Origin of the sequence: Citrobacter sp. S39 (genome assembly GCF_009495675.1) — a bacterium.
GTDB classification, from domain to species: Bacteria; Pseudomonadota; Gammaproteobacteria; order Enterobacterales; family Enterobacteriaceae; genus Citrobacter; species Citrobacter freundii.
In genome coordinates, this window is record NZ_CP045555.1 from 1,335,463 (window position 1) to 1,355,640 (window position 20,178).

Below are 20,178 nucleotides of genomic sequence, written 5' to 3' on the forward strand. Positions count from 1 at the left end.
AGTCGAACTTGAGCATCTTTAAGTACAGCCCAGTAAAAGCGAATCATAGCAAAATCACTAAAAATGGAATATCAGCAAATTCCTGGAGTTATTTCAACCTATTGACTTTTAATTTGAAATAGGGATTAACTTTTAGTACGTTACATAAATGTAAATAAACGGCAATTCACATTGCCGAAACCGTGCGGTATATCGCACAATAACCCCAGATTTCACAGCAAAGATCCTCACAATGAGCAAATCATTACAGAAACCCACGATTTTGAAAGTGGAAACCGTCGCCCAATCCCGGCTGTTTAAAGTCGAAAGCGTGGACCTTGAGTTCAGCAATGGCGTACGCCGCGTTTATGAACGTATGCGTCCATCCACGCGTGAAGCGGTAATGATTGTGCCGATTGTTGACGACCACATGATCCTCATCCGCGAGTACGCAGTCGGGACCGAATCTTACGAACTGGGTTTTTCTAAGGGATTAATCGATCCTGGCGAAAGCATTTTTGAGGCGGCGAATCGGGAGCTGAAAGAAGAGGTGGGGTTTGGCGCAAAAGATCTGACGTTTTTAAAGAAACTCAGCATGGCACCATCTTATTTCTCCAGCAAGATGAACATCGTGGTGGCAGAAGATTTATATCCTGAATCGCTGGAGGGTGATGAACCTGAGCCATTGCCGCAGGTGCGCTGGCCGCTGGCGCATTTGATGGACCTGCTGGAAGATCCTGATTTTCACGAAGCGCGTAATGTCAGTGCGTTGTTCCTCGTGCGCGAATGGCTGAAAGGGCAGGGGCGGCTTTAATTTCTCTGCAGCTAATACACGAACAACAAAAAAGGCGCCTAAGCGCCTTTTTTGATCAGAACAGTTCGTGCGTTTCACCATTATCGATAATGGTTGTTCCCACCTCATGCACCGCCTGTTGCGTCGGCTGAGTGCCTTCAATGAAGTACTCCGCGCGGCTATTGCCACCGCTTGCCAGTTGTCCTGTGCTGCGATCGATATTGACCGTCACGATACCCGGTGGCGGCGTCAACGGCTGTTCAGGCACGCCTTCCAGCACGGACTTCATGTAGGCATCCCATGCTGGCTGCGCACTCTTCGCACCGCCTTCGTAGCCGGAGATTTGGTCTTTGATCGCGCCGGAAGCTGTCGTATGACCAAGGTTGCGGCGATGATCATCAAAGCCGATCCATACTGACGTCACCACGCCTGGTCCGTAACCGGAGAACCACGCATCTTTAGAGCTGTTGGTGGTTCCGGTTTTCCCACCAATATCATGACGCTGTAAATCGCGACCTGCGCGCCAACCGGTTCCCATCCAGCCTGGTTCACCAAATATATTGGTGTTCAGCGCGCTTTTAATCAGGAAGGCCAGCGGTGTGTTGATCACGTGCGGAGCGTATTCCTGTGTGCCGCTTTGCGCGACCAGTGCCTGGTTAGCCTGCTCAAGCTGCGGCATAGGCACGGCGGCATTCTGCTGTTCCTGCGAGACGGCGACATCTTCTACGTTACTGTTTTCCAGCACGTTAGATTTCTGGGTATCGCCGTAAATCACCGGAATATCGCATTCCGGGCAGGCAATTTTCGGCTTCGCTTCGAAGATAACGCCGCCCATATCGCTTTCGATCTTACTGATGAAATACGGATCGACCAGGAAGCCGCCGTTAGACATCACTGCGTAACCGCGCGCCACCTGCAACGGTGTGAACGAAGCCGAACCCAGCGCCAGTGACTCGGTATGCACAATGTTCTGTGCCGGGAAACCGAAACGTTGCAGATACTCTGCCGCATAATCCACGCCCATGGCGCGCATGGCGCGTACCATCACCACGTTTTTCGACTGACCCAGCCCCTGACGTAAGCGGATAGGACCGGCATACTGCGGCGGGGAGTTCTTCGGCTGCCAGTCGGAACCAGCACCGGCATCCCAGCGGGAGATTGGTACGTCGTTGAGCATGCTCGCCAACGTCAGACCTTTATCCATCGCGGCGGTATACAGGAATGGCTTGATGTTAGAACCCACCTGGCGTAACGCCTGCGTTGCGCGGTTAAACTTGCTCTGGTTGAAGTCAAAACCACCAACCAGTGCCAGCACCGCGCCGTTTTGCGGATTGATGGAGACCAGTGCGGAGTTGACGTCCGGCACTTGCGCCAGCCACCAGGCATCGCCCACCTGGCGTACCCAGATTTGCTGGCCGGCCTGTACCACGTCGGTCACTTTACGCGGCGTTGGGCCTTGTTGAGTATCCGAGCGGTAAGGACGCGCCCAGCGCATACCATCCATGCGTAATGACACTGACGTACCATCCGCCAGCGCGGCAATGGCTTCCTGCGGATTGGCACTGGTAACAACCGCCGGTAACAGCGGGCCATAAGTCGGCAGCGCTTTCAGCGTATCGGTGATTTTTTTGCTGTCCCAACTGCTTTCGCCCACTTTCCACAGTATGTTCGATGGGCCGCGGTAGCCGTGGCGCATGTCGTAATCCATCACGTTGTTACGTACTGCCTGCTGAGCTGCCTGCTGTACTTTGCGTGTAATGGTGGTGGTGATGCGATACCCGTCTTCATAGGCTTTCTCACCATAACGGTTATACATCTCCTGGCGCACCATTTCAGACAGATATGGTGCAGAGAAAGCGATTTCCGGTGCGTGGTAGTTGGCGTCAATGGCCTCGCCGCGCGCCTGATCGTACTGGGTCTGCGTGATGTAGTTTTCGCTCAACATACGCGACAGTACAACGTTACGTCGCGCGGTTGCCCGGTCCATCGAATAGAGAGGGTTGAAGGTTGACGGCGCTTTTGGCAGACCGGCAATCACCGCAATTTCACTTAAGCTGAGTTGATCCACCGTTTTACCGAAATAGACCTGCGCGGCAGCACCCACGCCATAGGCGCGATACCCCAGGTAAATCTTGTTCAGATACAGCTCGAGGATCTCATCTTTACTCAGCAGTTGTTCAATGCGGATCGCCAGGAACACTTCTTTGATCTTACGCATCAGCGTACGTTCCGGGCTCAGGAAGAAGTTTCTCGCCAACTGCTGGGTAATGGTACTCGCCCCTTGCGACGCGTGACCAGAGAACAATGCTACGCTGGCCGCACGGAAGATCCCCACCGGGTCTACCCCGTGGTGCTCATAAAAGCGGCTGTCTTCTGTGGCGATAAAGGCTTTAACCATTACCGGCGGCATCTGATCCAGCGTGACCGGGATTCGACGTTTCTCGCCATACTGCGCGATTAGCTCGCCGTCAGCGCTGTAAACCTGCATCGGGATCTGTAAACGCACATCTTTGAGCGTCGCGACGTCAGGTAATTGCGGCTCGATATAGCGATAAAGGCCATAAATCGAGCCTGCTCCCAGCAGGATGCAACATACTGCAAGGATTAATAAATACTTTACGAACTTCACTGGAGATTTCCCATTTAGTGGCATTTGGGCAGTTTATAAACAAACGCGCGGTAGTATAAAGGCAAGCCAGACGCATTGATATACCCGTTAAAGCGACGGGTGATAAGGAGATCATCAGCAATGGCTTTCAATATCTGGAAAATTGGTCTGCATATTCAGCAACATGAAGTGCTGGCTGTCGCTATCGTTCGCGAAGCATCAGGTTGGTATCTGCAGCGCTGGTGGCGTATACCGCTGACGCCTCAGGTTATCGTCGATGGCCACATTCGCGAGCCTGAACAGCTGGTCGCCGCGCTACTGCCGTGGAGCCGGGAGCTCCCTCGCCGACACTATATTCATCTCTCTTTTCCCGCCAACAGGACGTTACAAAAAAAGTTTCCTCGTCCGACAATGACGTTACGCGAGCCAGAGCAAACCGCATGGTTGTCCGGTTCGATGGCGCGTGAACTGGATATGGCGCCGGATGCACTGCATTTTGATTATAGCGAAGACACTTTGAGCCCGGCGTTTAACGTCACTGCTGCGCAAAGCAAAGAGATTTCAGCGCTTCTGACGCTTATCCAAACCCTGAAGGTGCAGGTTACGGCGATTACCCCGGACGCCAGCGCGTTACAGCGATTTATTCCCTTCCTGCCGGAGCATCACCAGTGTCTGGTATGGCGCGATGATGCCCAGTGGTTATGGGCGACCCGTTCAGCATGGGGACGTAAATCAACGGGCGATATTAGCTGTATCGAGGAGCTTGCCACGACATTATCTCTGCCCACGACAGCCATTGCGCAATGCTCCCCCGGCGGCTTCGATCCTTTAAGCGCCGTGTCTGTACGCCAGCCGCCCATTCCAACGCAAAGCCATCACTTCGCCATTGCGCTGGGACTCGCTATGGGGGGCGTGTACTGATGATTGCGACCATTAATCTTCTGCCCTGGCGTCAGGCTCGGCGTTACGCTTGCCTGCGCTTCTGGGGCATCTTATTTAGCGCTTCACTCTTGCTTAGTATTGGCGTGTTGTTGCGCTATTACAGCGCTTTGAGTGTAGAAAATCGGGCTGAATTGTTGCTGGCAGACGCCGAAAAGACGCGGGCCGAGGCCCTCATGGCGCTGAAGCCGCGTGTGCAACAGCGCCAGCAACGATGGCAGCAGGTTCAGGCGCGGAACAAACAGCGTGAGCAGACCCGAAGCTGGCAGCGGGCTTTGCAAGGGCTGGCGGAATTACTGCCGGAGCAGGCGTGGTTAACAAAAATGACCTGGCAGCAGGACACGCTGGAACTGACGGGAAACACACTGAACTTTGCCGCATTGAATGCATTGGAAGCGCAATTACGCCAGTTGCCGTTGTTTATGTTGAACAGCCCAGGAGAAACGCAGCAGGATGCGCAGGGACGCTGGCAATTCCACTTTCGACTGACACGGAGCGGTGCGCATGATAACGCTCTGTGATGTCTGGTTAGCGCAGTCGCCACGCTTTCGACTCATATGCTGGTGCGGCTGGATGTTGGGGTTACTCATACTGGTGACGCTATGTCTTTACCCCGTAGCGCGGGAGCGGACTATGCAACGCGAGTCGCTGGTCCAGCAACGTGCGGCTATTCAGATGCAATGGCGAGATGTATATCTGCTGGCGGCATCACCAGCAGAGTCTGAAGAGAAACTGACCTTGTTCTCCCCGCTGCTGTTTCAGAATTCACTTACCCGTCTTATCCACTGGCAACCCTCAGTTCAGGGGGGAGAGATGGCGCTGATATCGGCCTGGGATGCTATCCCGCTGACGTTTGTCCAGTTGGCGGATCAGGGGATGAACGTCAGCCGATTTTCGCTTAGCGCAGAAGGCACGGAGCTGCTGCTAACGCTACAGCTGGAGCGCCTGAATGATGGTTGAACGCTGGTTGTTGGCATGTATAAGCGTACTGATGCTCACCGGTATGCGTAATCCCTTCCTGCCGCCGGAGGACCGTTGTCAAATTGCTGAGCTGTCGACATGGCGTTTTCAGGGCATGGTGAGTCAGGGCACACGACCCATCGGCATCGTTCAGGATAGCCAGAAAAAATGGCGGCGGGTTAAGCGAAATGACGTCCTGGAAAACGGTTGGACGATTATGCAGATAACGGCCCAGAACATAACCCTCGACACAGAAAAAAACTGCGAACCGCCGCGGTGGCAGTGGCAGCGACAAGGAGCGGTAAATGAAGCGATGGATAGCGTTGATAGTAATGGCACTGGCGGTCGGGATAACGAGCGCGCTGGCGACGAAACCGCAAAACGTGACGCTGGTGGTCGATGATGTGCCGGTTACGCAGGTATTGCAGGCGCTGGCTGAACAGGAACAAAAAAACCTGGTGGTTTCGCCGGATGTCAGCGGTGTGCTGTCGCTGCATTTGACGGATGTCCCCTGGAAGCAGGCATTGCAGACGGTGGTAAAAAGTGCCGGGCTGGTATTACGTCAGGAAGGCAACGTCCTGCATGTGCATTCTGTTCAATGGCAGAGTGAAAATGCGGCTCGTCAGGAAAACGAGCAGGCGCGGATTCAGGCTAGTCTTCCGCTGGAACATCGCAGCATCATTTTGCACTATGCTGATGCCACCGAGCTGGTAAAAGCCGGAGAAAAGTTGCTCAGTGCCAAAGGAAGCATGACGGTGGATAAACGAACCAACCGCTTACTGCTGCGTGACAATCGTGTTGTTCTCGACACCCTGGAAACGTGGGTAGCGCAAATGGATTTGCCGGTTGCCCAGGTTGAACTGGCGGCGCATATCGTCACCATTAATGAAAAAAGTTTGCGTGAGCTGGGGGTGAAGTGGTCACTGGCTGACGCACAACAACCGGGGGCGGTTGGGAATGTCACAACGCTTGCCAGCGATCTCTCTGTAGCCACCGCCACATCCCGTGTGGGATTTAACATTGGCCGTATTAACGGTCGTTTACTGGAACTGGAGTTGTCTGCGCTGGAGCAAAAACAGCAACTGGATATCATTGCCAGTCCACGATTACTGGCATCTCACCTGCAACCTGCCAGTATTAAGCAGGGCAGTGAGATCCCTTATCAGGTCTCCAGCGGTGAAAGCGGTGCGACATCCGTCGAGTTCAAGGAAGCGGTACTGGGGATGGAGGTGACGCCAACGGTGTTGCAGAAAGGGAGAATCAGGCTGAAACTGCATATCAGCCAGAATGTTCCGGGACAGGTTCTACAACAGGCGGATGGCGAAGTGTTGGCTATCGACAAGCAAGAGATTGAAACGCAGGTCGAGGTAAGAAGCGGCGAGACGATTGCGCTTGGCGGGATTTTTTCACATAAGAATAAATCCGCAGCCGACAGCGTGCCGCTATTAGGCGACATTCCCTGGCTTGGCTCTCTTTTTCGCCATGATGGTAAAGAAGATGAACGGCGCGAATTAGTGGTCTTTATTACGCCCAGACTGGTTTCAACGGAATAACTTATGCATGAAAAGCCGTTGTTTTTGCACTGAACACGTTTCAGGGATTTGACGTGAGGGTGTATTTAGCATACAAGGAGTACCGATTTGAGCGTCGGTACTTTTCTTTACTTATGCGGCAGTGAATACGCTTTGCCTTTCCGGTGGTGTGCCATAGGCTTATTGGGTGTCATTTGGCTGCGCGATACGTCGCCAGGTCTGATGTTTGCAGGGTAGCATGCCTGCCACGACCAGAAATGCGTTAGGTTTGGTGATTTATTCAGTTGCCAAACCCGCTTGAGTATTGAGATAATTTTCAGTCTGACTCTCGCAATATCTTATGAGGTTTCAGTTCATGTCCTGCTGCGCTGGGTGTCTGCGAAGCGGGTTTACCATTAACGAATAGTCTTAGTAGTACCGAAAAAATGGCAGAGAAACGCAATATCTTTCTGGTTGGGCCTATGGGTGCCGGAAAAAGCACTATTGGGCGCCAGTTAGCTCAACAACTCAATATGGAATTTTACGATTCTGATCAAGAGATTGAGAAACGAACCGGAGCTGATGTGGGCTGGGTCTTCGATGTAGAAGGTGAAGACGGCTTCCGTGATCGCGAAGAAAAAGTCATCAACGAGTTGACGGAAAAACAGGGTATTGTGCTGGCAACTGGCGGTGGCTCTGTAAAATCACGTGAAACACGTAACCGTCTTTCCGCGCGTGGCGTCGTGGTCTATCTTGAAACGACAATTGAAAAACAACTTGCGCGTACTCAACGTGACAAGAAACGCCCGCTGCTGCAGGTAGAATCACCGCCTCGTGAAGTTCTGGAAGCGTTGGCTGACGAACGCAATCCTCTGTACGAAGAGATTGCTGACGTGACCATTCGCACCGACGATCAGAGCGCAAAAGTCGTAGCAAACCAGATTATTCATATGTTGGAAAGCAACTAATTCTGGCTGAATACACACTCGTCTGCGGGTACAAGTAACTAAGGTGGATGTCGCGTAATGGAGAGGATCACAGTCACTCTCGGGGAACGTAGTTACCCTATCACCATCGCGGCTGGTTTGTTCAATGAACCAGCTTCATTCTTACCGCTGAAATCGGGCGATCAGGTTATGTTGGTGACCAACGGAACCCTGGCCCCCCTTTATCTCGATAAGGTTCGCGGCGTACTTGAACAGGCGGGTGTTAACGTTGATAGCGTTATCCTTCCCGATGGCGAGCAGCATAAAAGCCTGACGGTTCTGGATACGGTTTTCACCGCGTTACTGCAAAAACCGCACGGTCGTGATACCACGTTAGTTGCCCTTGGCGGCGGCGTGATTGGCGATCTGACCGGTTTTGCGGCAGCCAGCTATCAACGTGGTGTTCGTTTTATTCAAGTCCCGACAACCCTGTTGTCGCAGGTCGACTCCTCCGTTGGCGGCAAAACCGCCGTAAACCATCCCCTCGGTAAAAACATGATTGGCGCGTTTTACCAACCGGCCTCCGTGGTGGTGGATCTCGATTGTCTGAAAACGCTTCCTGCGCGTGAGCTGGCATCGGGGCTGGCGGAAGTGATCAAATACGGCATCATTCTTGACGGTGAATTTTTCAGCTGGCTGGAAGACAATCTGGATGCGTTGCTGCGTCTGGACGGTCCGGCGATGGCGTACTGTATTCGTCGTTGTTGTGAGCTGAAAGCAGAAGTTGTCGCAGCAGACGAGCGCGAAATGGGCTTACGTGCTTTACTGAATCTGGGGCACACGTTTGGTCATGCAATCGAAGCTGAAATGGGTTATGGCAATTGGTTACATGGTGAAGCGGTGGCCGCTGGTATGGTAATGGCTGCCCGTACGTCTGAACGTTTGGGTCAGTTCACCTCCGCTGATACGCAGCGCATCATTACGCTGTTACAGCGAGCAGGCTTACCGGTGAATGGGCCGCGTGAAATGTCCACTGAGGCTTATCTGCCGCACATGCTGCGAGATAAAAAAGTGTTAGCGGGAGAGATTCGTTTGGTGCTTCCGCGAGCGATAGGGAAGAGTGAAGTGCGCGGCGGAGTGTCGCACGAGGTGGTTCTTAACGCTATTGCTGATTGCCAGCAGGCGTAACAACAAGAAAGGTCAGGCTTACGTTGCGAAACGTAGGTCTTTTAGCTTCAGGTTATGTGCAAAGTCGTAAGCATTAACCTTTGAGTGGGGTGTTAAATGGATGAATTCAAACCAGAAGACGAGCTGAAACCCGATCCCAGCGATCGTCGTACTGGTCGTTCTCGTCAATCGTCTGAACGCGATAATGAGCCGCAAATCAATTTTGATGATGTTGATCTGGATGCTGACGATCGCCGTCCTGCGCGCGCACGCAAAGAGCGTGATGAAGAGCAGGACATTGAAGAAGAGTATGAATCTGATGACGATACCGTGGATGAAGAGCGTGTAGAACGTCGTCCGCGCAAGCGTAAGAAAGCCGCCAGCAAGCCTGCCTCCCGCCAGTATATGATGATGGGCGTGGGTGTTCTGGTACTGCTGCTGCTGATTATCGGCATTGGTTCTGCGCTGAAAGCCCCCTCATCTTCTTCCAATGAGCAGGCAGCATCTGGTGAGAAGAGCATCGATCTCTCTGGCAGCAATGCAACGGATCAGGCGAGTGCAACGCCACCTGCAACGGGCGCAGAGCAGACTGCTGGCAATACCCAGCAGGATGTTTCCCTGCCACCGATTTCCTCTACCCCGACTCAAGGTCAGGCACCTGCGGCAACTGAAGGGCAGCAGCGTGTTGAAGTGCAGGGCGATTTGAACAACGCTCTGACACAACCGCAAGGCCAGGAGCAAGTTAACAACGCTGTGGTTAACTCTACGCTGCCGACCGAACCTGCGACCGTTGCGCCGATGCGTAATGGTAGTGCTGCGCGCCAGACTGCGAAAACGGAAACGACTGAACGTCCTGTGGCTACGCATCAGGAACGTAAACAGGCCGTAATTGAGCCGAAGAGCAAACCGCAAACTACGGTGAAAGCGACGCCGACAGAGCCGAAACCTGTTGCCCAGGCAAAACCAACCGCAACTGCGCCGACTACCACAACCAAAGCGCCTGTGGTAACCGCTACGCCGAAAGCGACCGCTGAGCCGAAAGCAACCACGACGGCGCCAGCACAGACCGCAACGCCTGCGCCAACGGCGACAGCAACAACGACAACACCTGTTGCTGGCGGAGCGAAAAGTGCAGGTAACGTTGGAGCGTTAAAATCTGCGCCGTCCAGCCATTACACGCTGCAGCTCAGCAGTTCTTCTAACTACGACAACCTGAACGGTTGGGCGAAGAAAGAAAACCTGAAGAACTATGTGGTGTACCAGACGACGCGTAACGGTCAACCGTGGTATGTTCTGGTAACAGGCGTGTATGCGTCTAAAGAAGATGCGAAACGTGCAGTGTCTACGTTACCCGCTGATATTCAGGCGAAAAACCCGTGGGCAAAACCGCTGCACCAGGTTCAGGCCGATTTGAAGTAAGATAGGATATGTTCTGCAATGGTTTGCTGTTTCGCCCAATTGCGGGACAAAGACTAAAGCGCAGGATGCTGTCGGAGCTTTCTCCACAGCCGGAGAAGGTGTAATTAGTTAGTCAGCATGAAAAAAAATCGCGCTTTTTTAAAATGGGCAGGGGGGAAATACCCCCTGCTTGATGATATTAAACGGCATTTACCTCAGGGTGAGTGCCTGATTGAACCTTTCGTGGGTGCCGGGTCGGTGTTTCTCAACACCGACTTTTCTCGTTATATTCTTGCCGATATCAACAGCGACCTTATCAGTCTCTACAACATCGTGAAGACGCGTACCGATGAGTATGTGCAGGCTTCTCGTGAGCTGTTTATGCCTGAAACCAATCAGGCTGAGGTGTACTATCGGTTCAGAGAAGAATTTAATGCCAGCCAGGATCCGTTCCGCAGAGCAGTGCTGTTCTTGTATCTGAACCGCTTTGGTTACAACGGATTGTGCCGTTATAACCTGCGCGGCGAGTTTAACGTCCCGTTTGGGCGTTATAAAAAACCTTACTTCCCGGAAGCCGAGTTGTACCATTTTGCTGAGAAAGCGCAGAATGCGGAGTTCCATTGCCTCTCCTATGAAGAGTGCATGGATCGTGCGGATAGCAACTCTGTGGTCTATTGTGACCCGCCTTATGCACCACTTTCGGCGACGGCAAATTTCACTGCGTATCACACCAACAGCTTTAGCCCGAAAGAGCAGGCGCATTTGGCCGAGATGGCAGAAAAGCTGGTCAGTAAGCAGATCCCAGTGTTAATTTCGAACCACGATACGCCCGATACCCGTGAATGGTACCGAGCGGCGAAACATTTTCAGGTCAAAGTGCGGCGCAGCATAAGCAGCAATGGCGGCACGCGTAAAAAGGTGAACGAACTGCTGGCACTGTATAAACCAGGAGTTGTAACGCCTGCGAAGAAATAAATCTCAAGGAGAAGCGGATGAAACAGTATTTGATCGCCCCCTCAATTCTGTCGGCTGATTTTGCCCGCCTGGGTGAGGACACTGCGAGAGCGCTGACTGCCGGTGCCGACGTTGTGCACTTCGACGTCATGGACAATCACTACGTACCGAACTTGACCATCGGACCGATGGTACTGAAATCGCTGCGTAAATATGGCATCACTGCCCCGATTGATGTTCACCTGATGGTGAAACCGGTCGATCGTATTGTCCCGGACTTCGCCGCCGCCGGTGCCAGCATCATTACTTTTCACCCGGAAGCCTCCGAGCATGTCGATCGCACTTTACAGCTGATCAAAGAACATGGCTGTAAAGCGGGCCTGGTGTTCAACCCGGCAACGCCGCTGAGCTATCTGGACTACGTCATGGATAAGCTCGATGTGATCCTGCTGATGTCCGTTAACCCAGGCTTTGGCGGGCAGTCCTTCATCCCACAAACGCTGGATAAACTGCGCGAAGTGCGTCGTCGCATTGATGAATCTGGCTACGATATCCGCCTCGAAGTGGACGGCGGTGTCAAAGTGAACAACATTGGCGAAATTGCCGCGGCAGGCGCAGATATGTTTGTCGCAGGCTCCGCTATTTTCGACCAACCAGACTACAAAAAAGTCATTGATGAAATGCGCAATGAACTGGCGAAGGTAAGTCATGGATAAGTTTCAGGATATTCGGGGCGCTGCATTTGACCTCGACGGCACGCTGGTCGACAGCGCGCCGGGATTAGCCGCAGCGGTGGATATGGCGCTGTATGCGCTGGAATTGCCGGTTGCCGGAGAAGAACGCGTTATCACCTGGATTGGTAACGGTGCAGATGTACTGATGGAGCGCGCGCTGGCGTGGTCTCGTCAGGAGCGCGCGACATTACGTAAAACGATGGGTAAACCGCCCGTTGATGATGATATTCCCGCTGAGGAACAGGTACGTATTTTGCGTAAGCTGTTCGACAGATACTACGGTGATGTCGCAGAAGAGGGGACATTCCTGTTCCCTGATGTTGCCGACACGCTGGGCGCGCTGCATGCGAAAGGATTGCCGCTGGGTCTGGTAACCAACAAACCGACCCCGTTTGTCGCGCCATTACTCGAAGCATTAGATATCGCCAAATACTTTAGCGTGGTCATCGGTGGTGACGACGTGCAGAATAAAAAACCGCATCCGGATCCGCTGCTGCTGGTGGCAAACAAGCTTGGCATCAAGCCTGAGCAAATGCTCTTCGTAGGGGATTCACGCAATGATATTCAGGCGGCAAAAGCTGCTGGCTGTCCGTCCGTTGGCCTGACCTATGGCTACAACTACGGTGAGTCGATCGCGCTGAGCCAACCCGACGTTATTTACGACCGTATTAATGAACTACTGCCCGCTCTCGGGCTTCCGCATAGCGAAAATCAGGAATCAAAAAATGACTAAGCCCATCGTTTTTAGTGGCGCACAGCCCTCAGGTGAATTGACCATTGGCAACTATATGGGTGCGCTGCGTCAGTGGGTGAGCATGCAGGATGACTACCATTGCATCTACTGCATCGTTGACCAACATGCCATCACCGTTCGTCAGGATGCTCAGCAGTTGCGTAAAGCAACGCTCGATACGCTGGCGCTGTACCTGGCATGCGGTATCGATCCTGAAAAAAGTACAATTTTCGTGCAGTCTCACGTACCGGAGCATGCACAGTTAGGTTGGGCACTGAACTGCTACACCTACTTCGGCGAGCTGAGCCGTATGACCCAGTTCAAAGATAAATCCGCACGCTATGCGGAGAACATCAACGCCGGCCTGTTTGATTATCCGGTACTGATGGCGGCAGACATTCTGCTGTATCAGACCAACCAGGTACCGGTTGGCGAAGATCAGAAACAGCATCTGGAACTGAGCCGCGATATCGCCCAGCGCTTCAACGCCCTGTATGGCGAGATCTTCAAAGTGCCTGAGCCGTTCATTCCTAAATCCGGCGCGCGCGTGATGTCGCTGCTGGAGCCGACGAAGAAAATGTCCAAGTCGGATGACAACCGCAACAACGTGATCGGCCTGCTGGAAGATCCGAAATCTGTGGTTAAGAAAATCAAACGCGCGATGACCGACTCTGAAGAGCCGCCTGTTGTACGCTACGACGTGCAGAACAAAGCGGGCGTTTCCAACCTGCTGGATATCCTCTCTGCGGTCACCGGCCAGAGCATTCCGGAGCTGGAACAGCACTTCGAAGGCAAAATGTATGGTCATCTGAAAGGTGAAGTCGCAGAGGCCGTTTCCGGTATGCTGACCGAGCTTCAGGAGCGTTATCACCGTTTCCGTAACGATGAAGCTTTCCTGCAGAAAGTGATGAAAGACGGTGCGGAAAAAGCCAGCGCACGTGCTTCTGTTACGCTTAAAGCCGTTTACGAAGCGATTGGTTTTGTCGCCAAGCCGTAATGCGCTCTGTGTTGTTGAAGAAACCGGGTTACGCCCGGTTTTTTTTCGCCTGTTGGTTTGTGAACCTCAAAAAATGTGAAGCGCCTCGCCGTTTGCATATTTCCTCATTGCGTTATATCTTCACTTTAATGAAGATATAAATATTCAATTTACTGAAAATATAAAATGCGTCGGACATTTATCAAGAAAGAGGGGGTTGTGCTGACAACCCTGGCCCGTTATCTGCTCGGTGAGAAGTGCGGTAACAGATTGAAAACTATTGATGAACTGGCAGCCGAGTGTCACTCATCGGTAGGGTTAACTCAGGCTGCGTTGAAAACGCTGGAATCCTCTGGGGCAATCCGTATTGAGCGTCGTGGGCGTAACGGTAGCTATCTGGTGGATATGGATAACCGTACGCTGCTAAAGCATGTGGATATTAATAACGTGGTCTGTGCGATGCCGCTGCCTTACACCCGTTTATATGAAGGGCTGGCGAGTGGGCTGAAAGCGCAGTTCGATGGGATCCCGTTTTATTACGCACACATGCGTGGGGCTGATATTCGCGTGGAATGCCTGCTAAACGGCGTCTACGACATGGCGGTGGTTTCTCGTCTGGCGGCGGAAAGTTACCTTGCTCAGGACGGGCTGCGCATCACGTTGGCGCTGGGACCGCATACCTACGTTGGCGAGCATCAGCTAATTTGTCGCAAGGGCGAATCTGCAGTTGTAAAACGTGTCGGGCTCGATAACCGTTCGGCGGATCAGAAAATCATGACCGAGGCCTGTTTTGGCAACCGTGACGTTGAATTGATCGATATGCCTTATCACGAAAGCTTGCAGCGCATCGCGAAAGGGGATGTGGATGCGGTTATCTGGAACGTGGTTGCCGAGGCCGAGCTGGCGGTTTTGGGGTTAGAAGCTACGCCGCTCACCAACGACCCGCGATTTTTGCAGGCCACGGAGGCCGTGGTACTTACCCGCGCAGAGGATTATGCGATGCAGCAGCTACTGCGCGCCGTTGTTAACAAAGAGGCGCTGCTTGCCCACCAACAACGTGTGGCGAACGGTGAACAGGAACCCAGTTATTAAGTGAAGGCAAACGACATGGAAAACAGGCTTAACCTGCTGTGTGAAGCAGGCGTTATCGACAAGGATATTTGTAGCGGCATGCTGCAAGTGGTCAGGCGGTTGGATGAAGAGTGGCGTTTGCCGATTCACAGCGAGCAAGGAACCATGGCGATGACCCATATGGCGAGTGCGTTAATGCGCAGTCGCCAGGGCGAAGTGATTGAAGCGCTGGATGGTGAGTTGCTGGAGGAGTTGGCGCAATCTCATCTCTGGCCAACTATTTTGCTGGTACATCAGGCGCTGATGAAAGAGTTTACGGTGGCGCTGCACGCGAATGAAGAAGGCTATATGTTGGCGAACTTGTATGGATTGTGGATGGCGGCGAACGAAGGTGTCTGAAATCACTGGGAATGAGCTTATTGCATCTTAAATATTCAAAAAAATGAATATTTAACTGAAGGATTAGAAACGAGGCCGAGAAATGTTTATAGACGCATTGAAACGCCAGAACCCCGCGCTAATCTCCGCCGCTATCGCGTTATGGCAGCAGGGAAAGATCGCCCCTGATAGTTGGGTCATTGATGTTGACCAGGTCATTGAGAATGGCAAACGTCTGCTGGATGTCGCGGGGCAACATGGTATCTCGCTGTATCTGATGACCAAACAGGTTGGACGTAACCCGTGGCTGGCGGAGAAACTGTTGCAGCTTGGCTATGAAGGCATCGTGGTTGTCGATTACAAGGAGAGTCGCGTCATGCGCCGTGCCGGGTTGCCGGTTGCGCATCAGGGACATCTGGTGCAGATCCCGTCGCGGCTGGTCAATGAAGCTGTAGCGCAAGGTACTGAAGTCATCACATTGTTCTCACTGGAGAAAGCGCGCGAAGTTTCCGCTGCTGCGGTGAAGGCCGGTTGTGAACAGAATGTGATGCTGAAGGTGTACGACAAAGATGATTTTCTCTACCCGGGGCAGGAAAGCGGATTTCCGCTGATGTATCTGACGGATGTGGTCAATGAAATCCGCAGACTGCCGGGCCTGCGCCTGAGCGGCCTCACCCATTTCCCATGCCTGTTATGGGATGAAAACTCCGCGCAGACGATGCCGACGCCTAATCTGCATACGCTGGTAAATGCCCGACGTCAGTTGGTTGAGGCCGGGATTGCCATTGAGCAGCTTAATGCGCCGTCAGCCAGTAGCTGTTCGTCACTCCCTTTGCTGGCGGAATATGGTGTCACCCATGCGGAGCCGGGTCATGCGTTGACCGGCACCATTCCTTCCAATCAAAAAGGCGACCAGCCGGAACGCATTGCGATGCTGTGGTTGAGCGAGATATCGCACAATTTTCGCGGGGACAGTTATTGCTACGGCGGGGGCTATTATCGTCGCGGCCATGCGCAAAATGCGCTGGTCTTTACGCCAGAAAATGACGCGCCGATCGCAGCGAAGCTAAAACCCGTGGACGACAGCAGCATTGACTACTACCTGCCTGTGGCCGGTGAGTTTCCGGTGAGCAGCGCGGTGATCTTCTGTTTTCGCACCCAGATCTTCGTGACGCGTAGCGACGTGGTGCTGGTGTCGGGCATTCAGCGCGGCGTAGCTGAAATCGTCGCGCGATACGACAGTCTCGGCAATATTCTGGAGGACTAATGGCCCGATTCGTGGTGTTGGTAATCGACAGTTTTGGCGTTGGCGCAATGAAAGACGTCACGCGGGTCAGGCCGCAGGATGCCGGAGCGAATACCTGTGGTCATATCCTGGGCAAACTCCCGCAGTTACGGCTGCCAACGCTTGAGAAGTTGGGGCTGATTAACGCTCTGGGCTTTGCGCCTGGCGTGATGAAACCTTCGGAATCGGCGGTCTGGGGCGTTGCGGAACTGCAGCATGAAGGGGGAGATACCTTTATGGGCCATCAGGAGATTTTAGGCACACGGCCTCAGGCCCCGCTGCGGATGCCATTTAGCGACGTCATTGATCGCGTTGAGCAAGCGCTAAAAGCCGCAGGCTGGCAGGTGGAACGTCGCGGCGGCGAACTGGCGTTTCTGTGGGTCAACGATGCGGTTGCAGTGGGCGATAACCTAGAGGCGGATTTAGGTCAGGTCTACAACGTCACTGCCAACCTGTCCGCCATTGCGTTTGATGAGGTGCTAAAGATTGGCCGCGTAGTGCGTGAACAGGTTCAGGTCGGGCGCGTCATCACCTTTGGCGGCCAGCTTGCGAACAGCCAGCGCATTCTGGATGCCGCCGAAACGATGGAAGGGCGCTTTGTCGGCATTAATGCCCCACGCTCCGGCGCGTATGAAAGCGGTTTTCAGGTCAGGCATATGGGCTTTGGCGTAGATGAGCAGGTACAGGTACCGCAAAAACTGCATGACGCCGGAATCCCTACCGTGCTGGTCGGTAAAGTGGCGGACATCGTTGGCAATCCGCACGGGCGCAGCTGGCAAAACCTGGTAGATAGCCAGCAGATTATGGATATCACGCTTAACGAATTTAACGCGGAATCGACGGTATTTATCTGTACCAACATTCAGGAAACCGATCTCGCCGGACACGCTGAAGACGTCGCACGTTATGCCGAACGGCTGCAGCTTGTTGATCTTAATCTTTCACGCCTTCTGACCGCTATGGAGCCAAATGACTGTCTGGTGGTCATGGCCGATCACGGCAACGATCCGACCATAGGGCACAGCCACCATACCCGGGAAGTTGTGCCGGTATTGGTGTATCAACAGGGGCTTGAACCTGCGCAATTAGGCATCCGGGCGACGTTATCCGATGTTGGCGCTACGGTGTGTGAATTTTTCGGCGCGGCGGCGCCACAAAACGGCTGTTCTTTTCTCTCGGCATTGCGCCTTACAGGAGACACCTTATGAACTTTGATCCGACGGGCTACACCTGGGTCCACGAACATCTGCATATCGATCTCTCCGGATTTAAGAATAACCTCGACTGCCGGTTAGATCAGTACGATCTCATTTGTCAGGAAATGAAGGATCTCCGGGCGTCAGGCGTCAGCAACATTATTGAGATGACCAACCGCTATATGGGACGTAATCCGCAATTCATGCTCGACCTGATGCGCGATACCGGAATCAACGTCGTGGCCTGCACAGGCTATTACCAGGATGCGTTCTTCCCTGAACATGTTGCGGCGCACAGCGTGGAACAGCTCGCGCAGGAGATGGTCGATGAGATAGTCATCGGTATTGATGGTACTGAATTGAAGGCCGGAATTATCGCGGAAATTGGCTCTAGTGAAGGCGTGATTACGCCGCTTGAAGAGAAGGTGTTTATCGCCGCGGCACGGGCACACATCGAAACCGGACGCCCCATCTCAACCCATACCTCTTTTAGCACGATGGGAGTGGAACAGCTGGTGTTGCTACAGGCGCACGGCGTCGACCTTTCCCGCGTAACCGTTGGTCACTGCGACCTGAAAGATAATCTCGACAATATCTTACGCATGATCGAGCTCGGCGCGTATGTGCAATTCGATACCATCGGAAAAAACAACTATTACCCGGACGAGAAACGCATCGCCATGCTGCACGCGATACGCGATTGCGGACTGCTTAGCCACGTCATGCTCTCTATGGACATTACCCGCCGCTCGCATTTAAAAGCCAATGGCGGCAATGGCTACGACTATCTGTTAACCACCTTTATCCCACAGCTGCGCCAGTCAGGATTCAGTCAGGCCGATGTGGACACGATGTTACGTGATAACCCCTCAAAATTTTTCCAATAAGGACAGAATCATGAAAAAGATTGGCGTTGCTGGCTTACAGCGTGAGCAGATTAAAAAAACCATCGAAACCGCAGCACCGGGCTGCTTTGAAGTCTCCATTCATAATGATATGGAAGCGGCGATGAAGGTGAAATCCGGACAACTGGATTACTACATCGGCGCTTGTAACACCGGTGCGGGTGCAGCACTGTCGATTGCCATCGCGGTGATTGGCTACAACAAGAGTTGCACTATCGCCAAGCCGGGTATTAAGGCGAAAGACGAACATATCGCAAAAATGGTTGCGGAAGGGAAAGTGGCGTTTGGTCTCTCCGTCGAACATGTTGAACATGCGATTCCGATGCTGGTTAACCACCTGAAATAAAAGGCATGACTATGGATCTGTATATTCAGATTGTGGTGGTGGCCTGCCTGACCGGCATGACGTCACTTCTGGCACACCGCTCGGCGGCCGTCTTTCATGACGGCATCCGCCCGATTCTGCCGCAACTGATCGAGGGGTACATGAACCGCCGGGAGGCGGGAAGTATCGCGTTTGGTCTGAGTATCGGCTTTGTCGCGTCGGTGGGGATCTCCTTTACCCTGAAAACCGGCTTGCTCAACGCCTGGCTGCTGTTCCTGCCGACGGATATTCTCGGCGTGCTGGCAATGAACAGCGTGTTGGCGTTCGGTCTGGGCGCTATCTGGGGCGTATTGATTCTGACCTGCCTGCTGCCGGTGAACCATCTGCTCACGGCGCTGCCGGTGGATGTGCTGGGTAGCTTGGGTGAATTAAGTTCGCCGGTGGTTTCTGCATTCGCACTCTTCCCGCTGGTGGCGATTTTCTACCAGTTTGGCTGGAAACACAGCATTATCGCGGCAGTAGTGGTACTGATGACCCGCGTGGTGGTGGTGCGTTACTTCCCGCATCTGAACCCGGAATCAATTGAGATTTTTGTGGGGATGATGATGCTGCTGGCGATCGCTATTACGCATGATATTCGCCATCGCGGTGATGAGGAGATGGATGCCAGCGGGCTATCGGTCTTTGAAGAACGAACCTCACGGATTATTAAAAACCTGCCGTATATTGCCATTGTAGGCGCGCTGATTGCCGCCGTTGCCAGTATGAAAATTTTTGCTGGTAGCGAGGTCTCAATTTTTACGCTGGAAAAAGCCTATTCAGCGGGGATTACGCCTGAGCAATCGCAGACGCTGGTTAACCAGGCGGCGCTGGCGGAATTTATGCGTGGGTTGGGTTTTGTGCCGTTGATTGCCACCACCGCGCTGGCAACCGGTGTGTACGCGGTAGCGGGCTTCACCTTTGTTTATTCCGTTGGTTATCTGGCACCGAACCCGTGGATAGCGGCACTCCTTGGCGCTATCGTGATTTCCGCGGAAGTGTTGCTGCTGCGCTCAATTGGCAAATGGCTGGGGCGTTATCCGTCAGTGCGTAACGCATCGGACAATATTCGTAATGCGATGAATATGCTGATGGAAATGGCGCTGCTGATAGGCTCGATTTTTGCCGCCATTAAGATGGCTGGCTACACCGGTTTCTCGATTGCGGTGGCGATTTACTTCCTTAACGAATCGATAGGGCGTCCGGTGCAGAAGATGGCGGCCCCGGTCGTGGCGGTGATGATTACGGGTATTGTGCTGAATATTCTCTACTGGTTTGGTCTGTTTGTTCCGGCCTGAGGA

At 53.2% G+C, this 20,178-nt stretch carries 21 protein-coding genes; 20 read left to right on the forward strand and 1 reads right to left on the reverse strand.

The window, feature by feature from the left end; all coding sequences use genetic code 11:
* Positions 1-232: 232 nt before the first annotated feature.
* Entirely contained in the window at positions 233-793 is a 561-nt protein-coding gene (nudE, locus tag GFB57_RS06190) for an ADP compounds hydrolase NudE (protein ID WP_003023537.1), read from the forward strand.
* A gap of 55 nt (positions 794-848) precedes the next feature.
* On the opposite strand, the gene mrcA is transcribed toward nudE, so the two are convergent.
* Positions 849-3,401 (reverse strand): peptidoglycan glycosyltransferase/peptidoglycan DD-transpeptidase MrcA, encoded by a 2,553-nt coding sequence (gene mrcA, locus GFB57_RS06195; RefSeq protein ID WP_003023539.1) that lies wholly within the window; start codon positions 3,399-3,401, stop codon positions 849-851.
* 120 nt (positions 3,402-3,521) lie between these two features.
* Here mrcA and GFB57_RS06200 point away from each other — a divergent pair, with 120 nt between their 5' ends.
* The 19 genes from GFB57_RS06200 to GFB57_RS06290 all read left to right on the forward strand — a co-directional run bounded on the left by GFB57_RS06200 (position 3,522) and on the right by GFB57_RS06290 (position 20,175).
* On the forward strand, positions 3,522-4,301 hold the full coding sequence (locus GFB57_RS06200) for a hypothetical protein (RefSeq protein WP_003023541.1): 780 nt from the start codon (positions 3,522-3,524) through the stop codon (positions 4,299-4,301).
* Positions 4,301-4,840 (forward strand): PilN domain-containing protein, encoded by a 540-nt coding sequence (locus tag GFB57_RS06205; RefSeq protein ID WP_003023544.1) that lies wholly within the window; start codon positions 4,301-4,303, stop codon positions 4,838-4,840. The genes GFB57_RS06200 and GFB57_RS06205 overlap by 1 nt, the downstream gene beginning before the upstream one ends.
* On the forward strand, positions 4,824-5,279 hold the full coding sequence (locus tag GFB57_RS06210) for a hypothetical protein (RefSeq protein ID WP_032932729.1): 456 nt from the start codon (positions 4,824-4,826) through the stop codon (positions 5,277-5,279). The genes GFB57_RS06205 and GFB57_RS06210 overlap by 17 nt, the downstream gene beginning before the upstream one ends.
* Positions 5,269-5,682 (forward strand): HofP DNA utilization family protein, encoded by a 414-nt coding sequence (locus tag GFB57_RS06215; RefSeq protein ID WP_003023548.1) that lies wholly within the window; start codon positions 5,269-5,271, stop codon positions 5,680-5,682. The genes GFB57_RS06210 and GFB57_RS06215 overlap by 11 nt, the downstream gene beginning before the upstream one ends.
* Positions 5,585-6,832, forward strand: coding sequence for a DNA uptake porin HofQ (gene hofQ, locus GFB57_RS06220; RefSeq protein ID WP_008321545.1), 1,248 nt, complete (start codon positions 5,585-5,587; stop codon positions 6,830-6,832). Before GFB57_RS06215 ends, hofQ begins: the two co-directional genes overlap by 98 nt.
* Before the next feature lie 404 nt (positions 6,833-7,236).
* On the forward strand, positions 7,237-7,758 hold the full coding sequence (gene aroK, locus GFB57_RS06225) for a shikimate kinase AroK (RefSeq protein WP_003023552.1): 522 nt from the start codon (positions 7,237-7,239) through the stop codon (positions 7,756-7,758).
* Between the two features lie 57 nt (positions 7,759-7,815).
* Positions 7,816-8,904, forward strand: coding sequence for a 3-dehydroquinate synthase (gene aroB, locus GFB57_RS06230; RefSeq protein WP_003023554.1), 1,089 nt, complete (start codon positions 7,816-7,818; stop codon positions 8,902-8,904).
* Positions 8,905-9,000: 96 nt separating this feature from the next.
* Positions 9,001-10,302, forward strand: coding sequence for a cell division protein DamX (gene damX, locus GFB57_RS06235; RefSeq protein WP_003023557.1), 1,302 nt, complete (start codon positions 9,001-9,003; stop codon positions 10,300-10,302).
* A 117-nt stretch (positions 10,303-10,419) separates the two neighbouring features.
* Complete coding sequence (gene dam, locus GFB57_RS06240; RefSeq protein WP_003023558.1) at positions 10,420-11,256, forward strand: adenine-specific DNA-methyltransferase; 837 nt, start codon at positions 10,420-10,422, stop codon at positions 11,254-11,256.
* A gap of 17 nt (positions 11,257-11,273) precedes the next feature.
* Positions 11,274-11,951 (forward strand): ribulose-phosphate 3-epimerase, encoded by a 678-nt coding sequence (gene rpe / locus GFB57_RS06245; RefSeq protein ID WP_003023561.1) that lies wholly within the window; start codon positions 11,274-11,276, stop codon positions 11,949-11,951.
* Complete coding sequence (gene gph, locus GFB57_RS06250; protein ID WP_003023562.1) at positions 11,944-12,702, forward strand: phosphoglycolate phosphatase; 759 nt, start codon at positions 11,944-11,946, stop codon at positions 12,700-12,702. Before rpe ends, gph begins: the two co-directional genes overlap by 8 nt.
* Positions 12,695-13,699 (forward strand): tryptophan--tRNA ligase, encoded by a 1,005-nt coding sequence (gene trpS / locus GFB57_RS06255; protein ID WP_003023564.1) that lies wholly within the window; start codon positions 12,695-12,697, stop codon positions 13,697-13,699. The genes gph and trpS overlap by 8 nt, the downstream gene beginning before the upstream one ends.
* 165 nt (positions 13,700-13,864) lie before the next feature.
* On the forward strand, positions 13,865-14,770 hold the full coding sequence (gene yhfZ, locus GFB57_RS06260) for a GntR family transcriptional regulator YhfZ (RefSeq protein ID WP_003023565.1): 906 nt from the start codon (positions 13,865-13,867) through the stop codon (positions 14,768-14,770).
* A gap of 15 nt (positions 14,771-14,785) precedes the next feature.
* Positions 14,786-15,148, forward strand: a complete 363-nt coding sequence (locus GFB57_RS06265; protein ID WP_003023568.1) for a hypothetical protein — start codon at positions 14,786-14,788, stop codon at positions 15,146-15,148.
* 82 nt (positions 15,149-15,230) lie between these two features.
* A complete protein-coding gene (locus GFB57_RS06270) occupies positions 15,231-16,394 on the forward strand; it encodes a YhfX family PLP-dependent enzyme (protein WP_003023571.1) in 1,164 nt (387 codons plus the stop codon).
* Entirely contained in the window at positions 16,394-17,620 is a 1,227-nt protein-coding gene (locus tag GFB57_RS06275) for a phosphopentomutase (protein ID WP_003023573.1), read from the forward strand. Before GFB57_RS06270 ends, GFB57_RS06275 begins: the two co-directional genes overlap by 1 nt.
* A complete protein-coding gene (locus GFB57_RS06280; RefSeq protein WP_003023575.1) occupies positions 17,617-18,495 on the forward strand; it encodes a phosphotriesterase-related protein in 879 nt (292 codons plus the stop codon). The genes GFB57_RS06275 and GFB57_RS06280 overlap by 4 nt, the downstream gene beginning before the upstream one ends.
* A 10-nt stretch (positions 18,496-18,505) precedes the next feature.
* Positions 18,506-18,859, forward strand: coding sequence for a DUF2620 domain-containing protein (locus GFB57_RS06285; protein ID WP_003023576.1), 354 nt, complete (start codon positions 18,506-18,508; stop codon positions 18,857-18,859).
* Between the two features lie 11 nt (positions 18,860-18,870).
* Complete coding sequence (locus GFB57_RS06290) at positions 18,871-20,175, forward strand: YhfT family protein (protein ID WP_003023579.1); 1,305 nt, start codon at positions 18,871-18,873, stop codon at positions 20,173-20,175.
* Positions 20,176-20,178: the final 3 nt, after the last annotated feature.

Bases quoted from the DNA above. Each gene is read 5' to 3' on its own strand.
- aroB (WP_003023554.1), top strand. From the start codon at position 7,816: ATGGAGAGGATCACAGTCACTCTCGGGGAACGTAGTTACCCTATCACC.
- GFB57_RS06215 (WP_003023548.1), top strand. From the start codon at position 5,269: ATGATGGTTGAACGCTGGTTGTTGGCATGTATAAGCGTACTGATGCTC.
- aroK (WP_003023552.1), top strand. From the start codon at position 7,237: ATGGCAGAGAAACGCAATATCTTTCTGGTTGGGCCTATGGGTGCCGGA.
- nudE (WP_003023537.1), top strand. From the start codon at position 233: ATGAGCAAATCATTACAGAAACCCACGATTTTGAAAGTGGAAACCGTC.
- GFB57_RS06290 (WP_003023579.1), top strand. From the start codon at position 18,871: ATGGATCTGTATATTCAGATTGTGGTGGTGGCCTGCCTGACCGGCATG.
- dam (WP_003023558.1), top strand. From the start codon at position 10,420: ATGAAAAAAAATCGCGCTTTTTTAAAATGGGCAGGGGGGAAATACCCC.
- GFB57_RS06285 (WP_003023576.1), top strand. From the start codon at position 18,506: ATGAAAAAGATTGGCGTTGCTGGCTTACAGCGTGAGCAGATTAAAAAA.
- rpe (WP_003023561.1), top strand. From the start codon at position 11,274: ATGAAACAGTATTTGATCGCCCCCTCAATTCTGTCGGCTGATTTTGCC.
- GFB57_RS06270 (WP_003023571.1), top strand. From the start codon at position 15,231: ATGTTTATAGACGCATTGAAACGCCAGAACCCCGCGCTAATCTCCGCC.
- GFB57_RS06275 (WP_003023573.1), top strand. From the start codon at position 16,394: ATGGCCCGATTCGTGGTGTTGGTAATCGACAGTTTTGGCGTTGGCGCA.
- GFB57_RS06200 (WP_003023541.1), top strand. From the start codon at position 3,522: ATGGCTTTCAATATCTGGAAAATTGGTCTGCATATTCAGCAACATGAA.
- yhfZ (WP_003023565.1), top strand. From the start codon at position 13,865: ATGCGTCGGACATTTATCAAGAAAGAGGGGGTTGTGCTGACAACCCTG.
- damX (WP_003023557.1), top strand. From the start codon at position 9,001: ATGGATGAATTCAAACCAGAAGACGAGCTGAAACCCGATCCCAGCGAT.
- hofQ (WP_008321545.1), top strand. From the start codon at position 5,585: ATGAAGCGATGGATAGCGTTGATAGTAATGGCACTGGCGGTCGGGATA.
- GFB57_RS06280 (WP_003023575.1), top strand. From the start codon at position 17,617: ATGAACTTTGATCCGACGGGCTACACCTGGGTCCACGAACATCTGCAT.
- trpS (WP_003023564.1), top strand. From the start codon at position 12,695: ATGACTAAGCCCATCGTTTTTAGTGGCGCACAGCCCTCAGGTGAATTG.
- GFB57_RS06205 (WP_003023544.1), top strand. From the start codon at position 4,301: ATGATTGCGACCATTAATCTTCTGCCCTGGCGTCAGGCTCGGCGTTAC.
- GFB57_RS06210 (WP_032932729.1), top strand. From the start codon at position 4,824: ATGATAACGCTCTGTGATGTCTGGTTAGCGCAGTCGCCACGCTTTCGA.
- gph (WP_003023562.1), top strand. From the start codon at position 11,944: ATGGATAAGTTTCAGGATATTCGGGGCGCTGCATTTGACCTCGACGGC.
- GFB57_RS06265 (WP_003023568.1), top strand. From the start codon at position 14,786: ATGGAAAACAGGCTTAACCTGCTGTGTGAAGCAGGCGTTATCGACAAG.